The sequence below is a fragment of the Terrilactibacillus laevilacticus genome (genome assembly GCF_006517395.1).
GTDB classification, from domain to species: domain Bacteria; phylum Bacillota; class Bacilli; order Bacillales; family Sporolactobacillaceae; genus Terrilactibacillus; species Terrilactibacillus laevilacticus.
In genome coordinates this window covers 270431-285023 of record NZ_VDCY01000001.1, presented here as the reverse complement: position 1 = coordinate 285023, position 14593 = coordinate 270431, and the positions used below count along the sequence as shown (strand labels likewise).

The following is a 14593-nucleotide window of genomic DNA, read 5'->3' as shown; positions in this document are numbered from 1 at the left end:
GCCTAAAAAAGTTTTCTTATAAATAATAAACAAAGACGTTACGATAAAATGATTTAACACATCTTCATTGATTATTTATTTTTATCTTTCACTTCACCAAATTCAAGAATACCTCTTTTCATAAAAAGAAGCCACTGCAATTTGTTGCATTTGGCTTCTTTTTTAGAAGTTATGTTAGCAAATCTGCTAATCACGATCGAACTTAAAGTTTATTTTACTCGTTTTCCTTAAAAAATGTGTTCAGACACCTTTTTGAAACTTACTATCAGCCTTGTTTTTCATCATTAAGTCATCGTTACGCACTTTTAATCACCTTTCTCTTTTTTGTCGCCTAGATATATTCTTATTGTGGATCCTGGATTCAATTTAACCCCTGGTTGTGGGGACTGCATGACAACATAGCGGCCTTTACCAACTACATCGACTTTGAGATCTAACATACCTGCTTCTAATTCTTCTCGATCCATACCAACGAAATTTGGTACTTTCAACATCGGTTGATCAGGGTATTTTGCAATTTTTTGCAAACCGCCTTTTTGTTTCTTAACCCCCATTGCGCTTAAAGAGTCCCCAATAATTTTACCTGCGATAGGGGCAGCCACAGTACCACCAAATTGTACTGTATTTTGAGGATGGTCGATAGCCACGTAAACGACGATCTGCGGATCATTTGCAGGAGCAAAGCCCATGAACGATACGATGTAGTTATTTTCCATATAACCACCACCGCCTTGTTTGACCTTTTGGGCTGTACCCGTTTTACCACCTATTCGATAGCCTTGTACATAGGCATTACGACCTGTTCCTTGAGCAACGACACTTTCAAGTGCATAACGTACCTCTTTTGACGTTTTTTCAGATATAACTTGTCTTTTTTCGATAGGACTCGTTTGATTAATCTCTTTTCCCGTTTTAGGGTCAACCCAGCCCTTGGCTATGTGTGGCTCATAAAGGTATCCACCATTTACCGCTGCTGCTACAGCGGCGACCTGTTGAATAGGGGTAACGGCAACGCCTTGTCCAAACGCAGTTGTTGCTTGCTCAAGCGGCCCGACATTCTTCATGTTAAACAAGATCCCTTTTGCTTCTCCTTGCAAATCAATTCCTGTTTTCTGACCAAAACCAAAATTCTTAATATAAGAGAACAACCTGTCTTTACCTAACTTTTGACCTAATTTAACAAAACCAGGGTTGCAAGAATTTTGTACAACCTCTAAGAAAGTTTCATCCCCATGTCCCCCTCTTTTCCAACAATGAAGCTTTGTCCCGTTTACATCAATGAACCCTGGATCACTAAAATGATCATTCTTTAAATCAACTAAATTTTCTTGTAAGGCTGCAGCAAGTGTGATGACCTTAAACGTTGATCCCGGCTCATAGGTTTTCCATATGGGTAAATTCCGATTATATATTTCTTGAGGTACTTTTTTATAATTCTCTGGGTTAAAACCCGGGCGTGAAGACATCCCGAGTATCTCACCATTATTTGGATTCATAGCGATCGCAATAGCTCCTTCTGGATGATATTTTTGATCGGCTAAATTTAATTCCCTTTCAATAATGGATTGGACTCTTTTGTCAATCGTCAATTTGAGACTGTTTCCTGATTCAGGTGGAACATATTTATCTTTAATATTTGCCATACGATTGCCTCTGGCATCGGAGAAAAAAGCGACATGGCCATTTTTTCCTTTTAGTTGCTGGTCATAGTAAGCTTCAAGACCTGTCAAACCTTGATTGTCAATTCCAGCGAATCCCAATACATGTGATAAATAATTTCCATATGGATAGGAACGCTTGAAATCTTCTGCAATAAACACCCCTGGTAAACCAAACGACTTAATCTTTGATGCTTTTTGATTACTAATTTTCCTTCCTTCGGGAGTTATATAGACCTTTGATTGTTTTTTAGTGATATCTTGATAAGCTTTCTTTTCAGACATACCTAGCACTTCTGCAAGTTTCTTCGCTGTCTTCTTCGGATCACGAACCTGCCTAGGTACAACGAGAACAGATGGCTTACTTATATTCGTTGCTAGAACCTTGCCATTACGATCTAAAATATCGCCTCTCTCTGCCTCATATGGAATTAATTTGCTCCAAGAATTTAAGGCTTGGTTCGATAACCAACCATTTTTAAAAACTTGAATATACCCTAAGCGTACAATAAAAATAAAGAATATCCCTAAAGCGATGACGAGTATGGCAATTAATCGTTTTCTTACTGTTACATTTGACACACGCAAAATGGGGCCCTCCTATCTATGGACTTGCTTAAACTATATGCAGTAAAGTCCATTAATAGAACGAGCCCTATTTTGTCTTTTAAGAGGTTGTTCAAAAAGTCACCAAATGATAAGCTGCGAATCTCGGCGCCCGCTCGTTTTACCGGTCCTTATGTAGTAAAAACCTACATTCCGGTCCTCAAAACAGCGCCGCCTTGATCTTCTTGCTTCTAATTTGTCACCTTTTTGAACTCGCACTTTAACACTAAAACTAATGGCTTTTTAATTTAATCGTGATTGAATCGCCAACATGAAGCGATGTTCCTTTTGATGGCTTTTGTTCGACTGCAAAACCCTGTCCTGAAATTTGAGGTTTAAGAGATAACATGTCAGCCAGTTGCATAACATCGGATAAAGACCAACCTTTTATATCCGGCATCTTTTGATGGCTATCACCCACTAAGATGACCCTTGAACCATCTAGAATTTGATCCCCTTTAAAAGGGTATTGCTTCGTAATTTTTCCTGATCCTATGGTCGTCACTTTAAACCCTTTAGATTGAAGTTGACTAGAGACATTACTCGTTTCTAAGCCAACATATTGGTTCATTGTAAATTGGCTTACTTTATCCGTCACTTTATTCTTTGCATCAGGTTTTATATTCATATATTGCAAACTATTACTTAGAACTGGATTAACCACATCGGCCACGGGCTGGGCGTCATAGGTTACACCACTTAAATTAGGACGATCAACCGAAACATAAACAATAAGCTTTGGATCGTTTTTGGGTGCCATACCTAAAAACGAAAAAATATAATTATCCCTACCATAGAGATATTTTCCGTTAATGGCCAATTGCGCAGTCCCTGTTTTACCAATAATCTCATAACCCGGAAGATTGTACAGGGTATGCCCTGTCCCTTTTTTACTTGTTATCACTTGACGCATTAAATCCCTGGTTTGCTCTGCTGCTTCTTTGCTTATGGGCTGGCCAACAACCGTTGGCTTGTGTTGGATAACTGTTTTATCTTTATTTGGATCAACAACCTTAGAAACAATATAAGGTTTCATCATTTTCCCATCATTTGCAACCGCTGTCGCCGCTTGCACGATTTGAATCGGAGTAAAGGCTGAAGCTTGACCAAATGACATCATCACCTTGTCACTTTCCCATTTCCAACTAACGTTGCTATTACTTTCATTTGGCAAGTCAATACCTGTTTTTTGCATAAAACCAAATTTTTGAAAATATTTATATAATTTTTCCGTGCCTAGGTATTTATCTGCAATAATAGAAAAGGCAACGTTTGAAGATCTTTGAAATCCTTCATCAAAGGTAATGGGTCCCCATGATTGGTTCCAGTCATGAATGGTGACACCAGGAACTTTATACTGCCCAGATTGATACGTTTGGTTTCCATGATAAACGCCAGCATCGATTGCAGATGCAAGTGTAAATATCTTCATAACTGAACCAGGTTCAATCGCCTCAGAAATAGGGCTATTGACGAAATTAGTTAAATCTCGTTTGTTTAAATTGAAGTTCGGACGATTCGACATGGCTAAAATTTGACCTGTTTTAGGATCAGCAACGATCCCCACCATTCGCTTCGGTTTATATTTTGCTTGAACCTTTGACATCGATTCATCTAAAACGGTTTGAATTCGACTATCAATAGTAAGATAAACGTTATCTCCGTTATGTTCTTTTTTGATTTTTTGCTTTTCATCGGGTATCGGAACCCCGCCAGCACTCTGATAATATCTAACAGATCCGTCTTGTTCAGTTAAATATTTATTCAGCGATTGCTCAATACCTAGTACACCATATTGTTTATTTGATTTATCATTCTTACTTGTAAATCCAATAGTATAGGCTGCAAGGTCATTATTTGGATAATAGCGTTTTGATCCTTCAATAAAAGTGATTCCATTTAAATGAAGTTTATCTATTTTTTTCTTTACTTCCTGACTAAGATTTTGGCCTTTCTTCCCGAACTGGACGAGATAAAGAGGTTTATTTAATTGATCGTAAATATAGGATTCCTTTAAATCTAAAATAGGCGCTAATAACCTAGCCGTTTTAGACTTATCTGTGACATAATTTTCTTTTCCTGCGTTCTTACTCAAAATAGCCTGAATAGTGTAAGAAGGAACATCTTCTGCCAAAACTTGATCATTACTTGAGTAAATCTTTCCTCTTTTGGCATCAAGAATTGTATATTGTTGCCACTTTTGCTTGCCCAGGGCTGTTAGATCATTGTTATCAATCTCTTTTGAATGGGCGATATAAAGAAAGCGACCCATAATAACAAAAAAGAACAGCAGAAATAGGAGACCAATAACTGCTGCCCAAACATTAATCGAATTATTTTTTGTCGGAAACATCGTCATCACCTATCAGATATAACTTTCACATTCTTAATATTTAAGTTAAGTCCTAATTTTTCTTTTGCGTATTTCATAATCCGTTCAGGTGAGCTTAAATTGGTTTGTTCAACCTTCAATTGCTGATTTATTTTAGCTTGCACAGCTACTTTGTTTTGCAGGTTTTGGATAGATCCATTTAAGAAAAAAAGACGGGCTTGATAAGATACGATAATGAGAGTTAAGGCAACAATGAGCATGCCTGCTCCAAACCAAAGAATCTTTTCACCTTTTGTAATCCGCCGTTGCGGCAATCCTTCACTATTTGCTGATTTTTGAACTCTTGATTGTTTTTTTGGTAGAACTTGTTCTTTTTCTTCGAGATGACGAACAGCTAAATTCACATTTATTCCCCTCTTTCTCTAAGTTTTTCAGCGATACGCAACTTTGCTGAACGAGCACGTCTATTTATTTTTAATTCTTCTTCGTTAGCTAGAATCGGTTTACGTTGAACGAGTTTGATGATCGGCTTATGTTCTTCTGGGATAACAGGAAACCCAGGAGGTAATTCAGGTCCTTGACTATGTTTCTTAAAAAAAGTTTTACAAATCCGATCTTCTAAGGAATGAAAAGTAATCACAGAAAGTCTGCCATGAATATTAATAAGTTCGAGGGCTTGTTCTAACGAATCTTCAAATGATTGTAATTCGTCATTTACTGCGATTCTTAATGCCTGAAAAATGCGTTTTGCAGGGTGACCGCCTTTTCTCCTTGCAGCTGCTGGTATGGCAGATTTGATAATTTCGACAAGTTCATCTGTCGTCTCAATTCGTTTAACCCCTCTTTTTTCCTCAATTAATCTGGCAATTTGTTTTGAGAATTTTTCTTCTCCGTACTGAAAAAAGATGCGGACAAGTTTTTCATATGGCCATTCATTAACGATAGTCGATGCATCTAAGGCTTGTTCTTGGTTCATTCTCATATCAATGGGGCCATTGTGTTGGTAACTAAACCCACGATTTGCCTCATCAAACTGAGGTGATGAAACACCTAGATCATAAAGCACCCCATCCACTTTATACACTTCATGAGCCACTAGACAGCTTTTTAAGTATCGAAAGTTCGATCTAATGAATGTCACTTTATCCTTGTATGGATGTAGTCTTTCTTTAGCTGCTGTAATGGCGACTAGATCCTGGTCAAATGCATATAAATGTCCTGTTGTTAATTGCTTAACGATCTCTTCACTATGTCCACCACCACCAAGAGTACAATCAACATATACTCCATCTGGCCGAATCGCCAATCCATCAACCGCTTCTTTTTTTAGTACCGTCACGTGTTCAAACATGGTGTCTTCCCTTTCATCTAAAAGTATTGTTAGTTCCGGTATGTTTAGAGAAAACTTTGCAGGGGGAAATCCGTAACTATCTTTTCATGTCGTGAAATGAAGGTTTAAAAATCAAAATCGAGTAGACTTTCCGATATTTCACTGAATGAAGCTTCAGATTCTTCATAGTAGGTTTTCCAATTCTCTTGACTCCAAATTTCAATTCGATTGGAAACACCAATTACAATACATTCTTTTTCTAATTTTGCGTAGTCTCGCAAAGTAGCTGTTAAAGTGGCTCTACCTTGCTTATCAAATGCACACTCACTTGCACCTGAAAAGAAAAAACGGGTAAAAGCTCTAGCATCCTTCTTTGTAAATGGCAATGCTTCCAGCTTTTTCTCAATTTGCTTCCATTCATTTTGAGGGTAGACAAAAACACACTGATCTAACCCTCTTGTCATCACAAATCGATCACCAAGCTCTTCACGAAATTTTGAGGGTATGATCAGCCTGCCCTTTTGGTCTATGTTGTGTTGAAACTCACCCATAAACATGGACATTGCCTCCTCTTTCTACCCTAACTCTACCACATTGCCCCACTTTTCTCCACTTACTTTTTACTTATTCGTTCCATAAAAAAAAAATCCTGCCGTAAGACAGGATTTTTTTAATTAATTTTTGTTAAGTGTCACATTATATTTCTACCACGTGTTGTTTTCCGTTGTTAGAGTAATCTTGCTCTATAAGCGTCTTTATTAAATCAGAACCATATTTGTTCAAGTAATAAAAAATTGAGTATGTTCTTTCTTGCGGTGCTGAATTAGGATACAGTGCAAGTTCAATCTCCTTAAATCGATTAAGCTCAACACGATGAGCTGTTTCAATTTTTTTATTCATTTCGATTTTCATTCGATCAATGTGGTAGTTCAAATAAGACAGATTTTTTTCAGAAAAAGATTTCAATCCTTGACTAATTTCTAGAGCCAATTCACTTACAGGCTTATGTGCTTCGACCAACGTATGACGAAATTGATTAATTATATGATCGACATCCCATGAATGCTGATTTTTAAGCCATTCATTAGATAAATCATCCATCTTGCCTGAGCATATATCTTCTAGTTTTAAGTGTTTTGCCTCAATCCACTTTTTAATATCACGTGAAAGAAGAGTAATATGAACTCTTGGTACAATTGGCGGCATAGTCAAATCCAAGGCGTGAAAAGCAGGTCTAAGGGATGACCAATAGGCAATTTCCCCTGGTCCAGCAATAAAGGCAAGCGTAGGCAGCAATAATTCTTGCATCAATGGGCGCGTGACAACATTATTACTGATTCGTTCAGGATGTTCTTCAATCAACTCTTCAAATAGATTAGGCTCGAGATGAATAAGTTGATGCTTATCATGTAAAATCCCCTCTGATTCACTCAAAAGCTCTCTTTTTCCATCCCATTCATAAAAAAGATTGACATTACCTTCTGCTTGGTCGAGATTAATTTTGTAACCAGCTTCTTTCAAATGACGTAATTGAGAAAGTACACCTTTATTAATTTCAGACCTCTTTTGAAAGATGCTCCTAAAATAGGACTTTTCTATTTGACGAATTTTCGGATCTGCCGAATCCATCAAGATCAGACCATAAGCTGAAAATAAATGATGAATAAGAAAGGCAAAGAAATCCACCACACTCGTCGAGCTTCCCCTGTAACTTTGTATGATCTCAAGAAGAGTTCTCGTATATTCCGTTTCACCAAATGATTCAAAAACGTCTTCTATCCAACTCGATAAAGCCTCTTGATCAAGCGGAAGCTTAGAAACTGACGTTTTATTTCCGGACTGATTGCGATAGATGTGTTTTTTTATTTTTTGGTCTTTAACTGAAAAGATATGATTGATTTCATCAAAATCATGATCCTCTCCAGCAATCCAAAAAATTGGAATGACAGGTATACCTAATTCGATTTCTTTCTGTTTAGCTAGTTTAATAATTGATAAACACTTATGTATAGTGAGAGCCGGACCGGTTAACAATCCTGGTTGTTGTCCACCTACTACAACGACCGTCTCAGGATGTCTTAATTTCTCAATATTGTGAAAGACAGCTTGGTCATCTGTGTATTTTTGATTAAATTCAATGAGAATCGATGAAAGTTCTTCTCTTTGATAACCTCGATGTCGAATATCATTTAGACGTTGTTGATACGATTTTTGATCTTTATAGTGATAATCAAAATAACAATGTGTGTGATCCTTCTCCTGAGTGTAATCTTCAACTAATTTTGATGAGGGAGGATTTTCAATTGTTCTCACGTTCATCTACTACTTCCTCTCTAAAAAACATATTTCCTGTTAACCCATTTTAATAATCTTATGTATTGGTACAGCAAATGTACTTATTATCAATTAACTGGTTCATTTTTTAATATTCCAAACCATCTATTCAAGTCCACTTTACAACGTTTATCAAATTGAGTATATCAAAATATGTCTCAAACCCCAAAAAGACTGCTCAGGGAACTAAAATGGTCATTAATAGGCCTATTTTATCATTTTTTCTTTATTATAGGTAAACCTAAACAAAAAAAATATGTATTTGTCATGCACTTATATAAATGGAAAAATCTAATAAAACAGATCATTAAAGTCCTTTTTATAGAACTTAATGATTCCATTTAATATTTTGCAAGAAGAAATAAAAAATCCCCCAACCTTGTTTTGAGGGATCTGAATCTTCCAGAATTCACTTTTTTACCTTTTGAGAATCAAAGTGGAGACTATATCGTAAAGCATCATCTTGGATCGTATCTAATTGAATCTTCTCTTTTGCTCTATCAACAAGTTGAATAAATATTTCATAGTTTCTTTTAATGGTCTTATATTCAGTTTCAAGTTTCCGATAGGAAGTCTCTAATGTTTCTTTCTTTTGACTTAATCGTTGTAGTTCATTTTTTAATAAGACTAATTCATTCTTACTCATAAGTTCGGGTAACTCAGATTTTAATTCAATTAAGAAATGAATCACTTTTTCTAAATTAATATCTGAAATTTCCGGTTCATTCACAATACCTTCACTTGGGCTATGTAGTGCCTCATTCAGATCGTCATTTTGTGAGATTTTTGATTCACTTTTTAATTCTTTTCGTTTTGCTTTAGCCTGCGCAATCTCATTTTCATATTTTTTTCGCACTAGAGAGTTCCATCTAAAACCACAAGCTGCAGGCGTTCGTGATAAATTTTTCCCAACTTCTTCAAATGCAGCTAACTGAGTGCTACCTTCTCGGATGTGACTTAGCACTGTTTTTGCTAATGTTAAGTCTTCATCTGATGACCAGGCATCCTGTCTAATTGTTGACATCTAATTCCCCCAATCCTCTTTATTTTTTAACCATGACTGACATACATCGGAATTTTATTAGTATAAAAACCTACATACTATTTTTCTTTATCTTATGCCGACAATCAGTAAGATAGACTTATTATTCTAGCAATATATGAATTGGGGATAGAAGATGTACGCGGGGACTGTTCACTTAGCTTAGAAGATGTGTTTTAAATTCGCTCCCACTCAATCATCTAATTGGGTGAATTTTTATAATAAAAAAAGAGTAAGGAAATAGCTTCCCCACTCTTTTTAAAACAGCTTAATTATTTTTCAATAACTTCTTCACCTTTGTATGAGCCACATTCTGGGCATACACGGTGCGCAAGTTTGTATTCTCCACAATTATCGCATTTTACCATACCTGGTACATTCAATTTAAAATGTGTACGACGTTTGTTTTTTCTAGTAGTAGATGTTCTTCTTTTAGGTACTGCCATGGGTTCACACCTCCTCTAAGACAATTTATTCGTCAAAAAACTGTTTCAGTTTTTCAAGCCGTGGGTCAATCATTTTTTTCTGTTCATTTTCAGAGACGAGATCCCAACCTTCTCCTGATGGATTGGCCCGTTTCTCAGCGTTTTCACTCACAATACGCATTGGTTTTTCAACTAAAATCGCTTCAACAATATATGGTGTTAAATTGATTTCATCGTCTTCAATCGTATGAACAAGATCATCTTCATCAAGTTCTTCATCACGATAATTTGGTGATAACAAGAACGTTTCAGATGTCTGGATATGAAATGGGTAATCAACATCTTCTAACGTTATCGCACACGGCAAAACCATCGTTCCATCAATGGTAAGATGAAATGTTATCGAATGTCGCATAAACTCCACATACCCATGAACATGTATAGGAGAAAGCTGTCTTATTTCCGGATCCACATGAAATAAATCTAAAGGTAATTGTACAGTTTCATCAACAACGTATCCTTCTTCTTTATTTCGTAGCAAATCCGATAATGTCCATTTTAAAGCCATCATTACCACTCCTAGACAACAAATGTTATTATAGACTTTGTACTACTAAATGTCAATATAACGCATCATATTGATGTATTACATTAATATGCTTAAATACTAATCCAAGGTGATAAAATTAATCTATGTCACTTAGTTTAACCTTTTATTGTATTTGCAGGTGATAGACAAGATTAGACAAGCATTCAAATCATAATAAACTTAGTGTGTAGAAAAAGAAGGTGATATATTCAAATGAAAATAGCCGGTATCATTGTTGAGTTCAATCCGATGCATAATGGTCATCAATACCTTATTCAGAGGATTCAAGAAATAGAAAAACCAGACATCATAATTGCGGTCATGAGTGGGAATTTCCTTCAACGCGGTGAACCATCCATCGTATCTAAATGGCTGCGAACCGAAATGGCTTTAACCGCCGGAATCGATGTTGTCCTAGAATTACCTTATCACTATGCTGTAGGACATGCGAATCTTTTTGCACGAGGGGCCATCTCTATTCTCTCAGAATGCGGAGTAACCGATCTTTATTTTGGAAGCGAATCAGGTGACATAGCTTCTTTTTATCATACCGCACGACATTTACGCAATGAAAAAAATAACCTTGATCTTCTAGTTCAAGAAAAATTACAACAGGGATATAGTTATCCGAAAGCATATTCACTGGCTTACACGTCAACTCATACAAATGAGATGAAGCTTCTTGACTTATCAGAACCCAATAATATTCTTGGACTTCACTATGTCAAAGTCATACAGGAACTTCATAGTTCTATCAAAGCCCATACGATATTAAGAAAAGGCGCACAACACCATGATCAATCGCCCCATACCCATACTGAATTTGCTAGTGGAACTGGCATTCGTAATGCATTAATGCATGGAAATGATTTTATACCGATTAGGGACAAGATGCCAAATGAATCTTTTAAAATATTAATGAGAGCCGTTAACCAGAATCAAATTTTGGGCTGGAATGATTTTTTTCCATTATTGAAATATCGGTTAATGTCATCATCCATTGAAGAATTAGCCTCCATCTATGAATCAGAAGAAGGCCTTGAATTTCGTGCTATGAAAGCCATTAAGGAAACCAATGACTTTTTCTCATTTATTAGTTTAATGAAGTCAAAACGGTACACTTGGACAAGATTACAAAGATATTGTTGCCATATATTGTTAAATGTATCAAAACAAAAAATGAAGTCCTTTTTAGAAACACCACAAACCCCGTATCTTCGATTACTGGGAATGTCATTACGGGGGCAACGTTATCTACGATGTAAAAAGGGTTCATTCTCAGTTCCTTTAATTTCCAATGTAAAAAAATCGTTTGAAGACTTACTTAGAATAGATATCCGATCTGCGGATGTTTATGACATGAAAACATCTTACTCAGAAAAAAAATCAAAGCCCCTTCGTTACGACCAAGAAAATCAGCGTTTTCTTTAAAGTGCGTTCCTACTAGCCACAACCTGTTTAGAATGAGCCAACATCTAAACCGTCGCATACTTGATGAAGTATGCGACTTCGTTTATTTTGCTTTTAATTTTGATAAATATTGAATGGCTTCATCAAACGTTCCTACCGGAATAACCTTCATTTTTGACCCTATTTCTTTCGCTGTTCTCTCGGCATCCTTATATTCGTTTTCTGCCGTTGGTGCTAAAAATATATCCGCTCCTGATTTATCTGCTCCAACAATTTTTTCTTCAATACCGCCAATTGGACCTACAGATCCATCCATTTCCATGGTTCCAGTACCAGCAATTTTATAGCCCTTGGCCAAATCCCGTTTAGTTAATTGATCATAGATATTTAGCGTCATCATAAGACCTGCTGATGGGCCGCCTATATTTTTAATATTGAATTTGATTTTAGGTTTAACATGAATAGATAGTTTGTTACTCTGTGTAATACCTAATCCATAGCGTGTTTTTCCATTTGTATAAAATTTTGTTTTAGGAAAAGTCCCTATTTTAGCTGTAACGTTTCGTTGTTTTCCATTTCGAATTAAATTAATATGAATCGATTCACCAGGACGCTTATTTTTCAGTAAGGGCTGAACATCTGAAATATTTCGCATATTTTTACCTTCCATACCAACTATAACGTCGCCTGGTTGTAGGACTTTCGAGGCTGGCATGGATGATATAACATCAATAATTTGTACACCTTGAAAAGTCACTTTTGGATCTAGATTAGCTTTTTTGTAGGCAATATAGGTAGCCGCTTTTTGAGCTCCCATCATATCATTTTTTGCCCTTAGATTATATTCTTCATCTGTTTCATCTGGCATCATGACTTGGTTTTGTTTGACCAATGTTGTGTATTTATTATGATCATATTTAGCCCACAAGTACTGGTATACATTGGCCTGCCCAACAAGAATGTAGACTAACATGAAATCCCCATGAACCTTTTGACCATCCTCAACGACAGCCAAGGATTTAATCGATTGAGCTGAGCCTGGGGATTGAATAAAATAAGGTGTTTTATAAAAATTCAAAAATAGAGCTATGATCACAACAACAATAAGCCCTAAGTACATGCGATTTCGTTTTCTTAATCTCATCTGCTTCCTCCAATCAAACATTCACAAGATAAGTATATACCTACTTTGCATCCATCTATGTTATGTCTTATTTTTTTGACACTTGATTTTGCAACATTCAAATCAGGTCTAATTCATATACCCTAGCATACCATATTGTATGGACAAGATTTTCAAAGTTCGTCTTTTAGAGGTTGTTCAAAAAGTCACCAAATGATAAGCTGCGAAACTCGGCGCCCGCTCGTTTTTCCGGTCCTCATGTAGTGGATACAAGAGGATCTTTGGCTAAAAACGCTCACGTCCTGTGGCTGGCGCCTGAAGCTACCACATCATGTGGAATGCCGGTCCTCGGGTACTGCCGCCGCTCTTAGCCTTCCGACGCCCAGGTCGGGCTAGTTACTCTCGTTCTTGCAGGATATCAGCGTCCTTAGCCAGTAACCCTTTTCATTTGTCACCTTTTTGAACACGCACTTTTAGTCTACATAGAAGGGAGTCATTCTAGCAATTGAAGAAATCATCGTTCAAAACATATATACTTGCTATTTGCGCATTTGGTCTTGCAGGAACAATGATCACGCATCCACAAGTTTCAGTCGATGCTTCTATTCGTGGACTTAAATTGTGGTGGGATGTCGTCTTTCCTTCACTTATGCCTTTCTTTATCCTTAGTGAATTAATGATAGCCTTTGGTATCGTATCCTTTATGGGTGTTCTCTTTGAGCCCATCATGAGACCTTTATTCCGAATTCCTGGGGTAGGTGGGTTTGTTTTTGTTATGGGGATTGTATCCGGCTTTCCTGCTGGAGCCAAAATTAGCACCCGACTTTACGAAGAAAAAAAATTAACCAAAACTGAAGCTGAGAGACTAGCGAGTTTTACTAACTTTTCAAATCCACTTTTCATTTTTGGTGTGATAGCCATTGGTTTCTTTCATCAAGCATCTCTAGGTATCATCTTTGCCCTTTCTCATTATCTTGGAAATTTGACCGTTGGACTAATCATGCGATTTTATAAATCGAATGAAACGACTACAAATACGAGGCATTCAGAAAAAAAGATATTTATTTTATTCAAAGCCTTTCAAACGATGCATGAAGAGCGCCTTCGCAAGCAAAAACCTTTTGGCAAATTACTCGGTGACGCAGTTCATAATTCAGTGACAACATTATTAATGATTGGCGGTTTTATTATTCTATTTTCGGTACTTAATCAGATGCTTATGCAAATTCGTTGGGATCGTGCTATTCAACTGATTTTACATAGTGGACTTCATTTGATTCATTTTTCACCTGAATTTAGTAAATCGATCATACCAGGTATATTCGAAATAACCATTGGAGCCCAACAAATTAGTGAAGTGTCTGGTCCACTTATTCAAAAAGTGATATTAGTGAGTATGATACTTGGATTTTGTGGACTTTCAATTCAAGCCCAAGTGATGAGTATTTTATCAGAAGCTAATTTGAGCGCTAAACCTTTTTTGATTGGACGTCTTATTCACGCTCTCTCTAGTGGCATCTTTGCTTTTATACTCTTTCACTTCTTTAAAGTTAAAGAAAGCAAGTCATCATTCATTCCCACATTAGATGTTTCAGGTGCAACTCAAAGCACTTTAATTCAGATCTCGGACCATATTATACAAGCCGGATCACTGTTTACATTAATCACTTTAATCATTTTTATTTTCTTACGGACAAAGATCCATCTTAATAAATAATCCAGCTCTTGAAGCGACCCCAAAAAG

12 protein-coding genes are annotated in these 14593 nt (G+C 36.5%); 2 read left to right on the top strand and 10 right to left on the bottom strand.

Annotation, left to right across the window (positions count from 1 at the left end):
- Nucleotides 1-305: 305 nt before the first annotated feature.
- From FG390_RS01230 to FG390_RS01190, 9 genes are all read right to left on the bottom strand, one after another.
- Nucleotides 306-2246 carry a stage V sporulation protein D gene (locus tag FG390_RS01230; protein ID WP_141189192.1) on the bottom strand — a complete coding sequence of 647 codons (1941 nt, stop codon included), beginning with the start codon at nt 2244-2246 and terminating at the stop codon, nt 306-308.
- 250 nt (nt 2247-2496) lie between these two features.
- Nucleotides 2497-4617, bottom strand: a complete 2121-nt coding sequence (locus FG390_RS01225; RefSeq protein ID WP_181406318.1) for a PASTA domain-containing penicillin-binding protein — start codon at nt 4615-4617, stop codon at nt 2497-2499.
- 5 nt (nt 4618-4622) lie between these two features.
- Nucleotides 4623-5000: a cell division protein FtsL gene (ftsL, locus tag FG390_RS15985; protein ID WP_141189190.1), complete on the bottom strand. Its 378-nt coding sequence runs from the start codon at nt 4998-5000 to the stop codon at nt 4623-4625.
- A 2-nt stretch (nt 5001-5002) separates the two neighbouring features.
- On the bottom strand, nt 5003-5947 hold the full coding sequence (gene rsmH, locus FG390_RS01215) for a 16S rRNA (cytosine(1402)-N(4))-methyltransferase RsmH (protein WP_141189189.1): 945 nt from the start codon (nt 5945-5947) through the stop codon (nt 5003-5005).
- Between the two features lie 104 nt (nt 5948-6051).
- A complete protein-coding gene (gene mraZ, locus FG390_RS01210) occupies nt 6052-6483 on the bottom strand; it encodes a division/cell wall cluster transcriptional repressor MraZ (RefSeq protein ID WP_141189188.1) in 432 nt (143 codons plus the stop codon).
- A 139-nt stretch (nt 6484-6622) separates the two neighbouring features.
- Nucleotides 6623-8245: a bacillithiol biosynthesis cysteine-adding enzyme BshC gene (gene bshC, locus FG390_RS01205; RefSeq protein WP_141189187.1), complete on the bottom strand. Its 1623-nt coding sequence runs from the start codon at nt 8243-8245 to the stop codon at nt 6623-6625.
- 424 nt (nt 8246-8669) lie between these two features.
- On the bottom strand, nt 8670-9284 hold the full coding sequence (locus FG390_RS01200; protein WP_141189186.1) for an RsfA family transcriptional regulator: 615 nt from the start codon (nt 9282-9284) through the stop codon (nt 8670-8672).
- Nucleotides 9285-9574: 290 nt separating this feature from the next.
- Entirely contained in the window at nt 9575-9748 is a 174-nt protein-coding gene (rpmF, locus tag FG390_RS01195) for a 50S ribosomal protein L32 (RefSeq protein ID WP_141189185.1), read from the bottom strand.
- 25 nt (nt 9749-9773) lie between these two features.
- The gene (locus FG390_RS01190) at nt 9774-10298 is read right to left on the bottom strand and encodes a YceD family protein (protein ID WP_258311537.1); all 525 of its coding nucleotides are present in this window, start codon (nt 10296-10298) and stop codon (nt 9774-9776) included.
- Nucleotides 10299-10529: 231 nt separating this feature from the next.
- Between FG390_RS01190 and FG390_RS01185 the strand changes: the two genes are divergently transcribed.
- Nucleotides 10530-11747 (top strand): nucleotidyltransferase, encoded by a 1218-nt coding sequence (locus FG390_RS01185; protein WP_141189184.1) that lies wholly within the window; start codon nt 10530-10532, stop codon nt 11745-11747.
- 82 nt (nt 11748-11829) lie between these two features.
- On the opposite strand, the gene FG390_RS01180 is transcribed toward FG390_RS01185, so the two are convergent.
- The gene (locus FG390_RS01180) at nt 11830-12870 is read right to left on the bottom strand and encodes a SepM family pheromone-processing serine protease (RefSeq protein WP_141189183.1); all 1041 of its coding nucleotides are present in this window, start codon (nt 12868-12870) and stop codon (nt 11830-11832) included.
- Between the two features lie 484 nt (nt 12871-13354).
- On the opposite strand from FG390_RS01180, the gene spoVV reads away from it, so the two are divergent.
- Nucleotides 13355-14566, top strand: a complete 1212-nt coding sequence (gene spoVV / locus FG390_RS01175) for a dipicolinic acid transporter SpoVV (protein ID WP_246092619.1) — start codon at nt 13355-13357, stop codon at nt 14564-14566.
- Nucleotides 14567-14593 lie beyond the last annotated feature (27 nt).

Coding starts and splice junctions, on each gene's coding strand:
- FG390_RS01225 (WP_181406318.1), bottom strand. CDS start 4,617: ATGTTTCCGACAAAAAATAATTCGATTAATGTTTGGGCAGCAGTTATT.
- rsmH (WP_141189189.1), bottom strand. CDS start 5,947: ATGTTTGAACACGTGACGGTACTAAAAAAAGAAGCGGTTGATGGATTG.
- mraZ (WP_141189188.1), bottom strand. CDS start 6,483: ATGTTTATGGGTGAGTTTCAACACAACATAGACCAAAAGGGCAGGCTG.
- bshC (WP_141189187.1), bottom strand. CDS start 8,245: ATGAACGTGAGAACAATTGAAAATCCTCCCTCATCAAAATTAGTTGAA.
- FG390_RS01200 (WP_141189186.1), bottom strand. CDS start 9,284: ATGTCAACAATTAGACAGGATGCCTGGTCATCAGATGAAGACTTAACA.
- rpmF (WP_141189185.1), bottom strand. CDS start 9,748: ATGGCAGTACCTAAAAGAAGAACATCTACTACTAGAAAAAACAAACGT.
- FG390_RS01190 (WP_258311537.1), bottom strand. CDS start 10,298: ATGATGGCTTTAAAATGGACATTATCGGATTTGCTACGAAATAAAGAA.
- FG390_RS01185 (WP_141189184.1), top strand. CDS start 10,530: ATGAAAATAGCCGGTATCATTGTTGAGTTCAATCCGATGCATAATGGT.
- FG390_RS01180 (WP_141189183.1), bottom strand. CDS start 12,870: ATGAGATTAAGAAAACGAAATCGCATGTACTTAGGGCTTATTGTTGTT.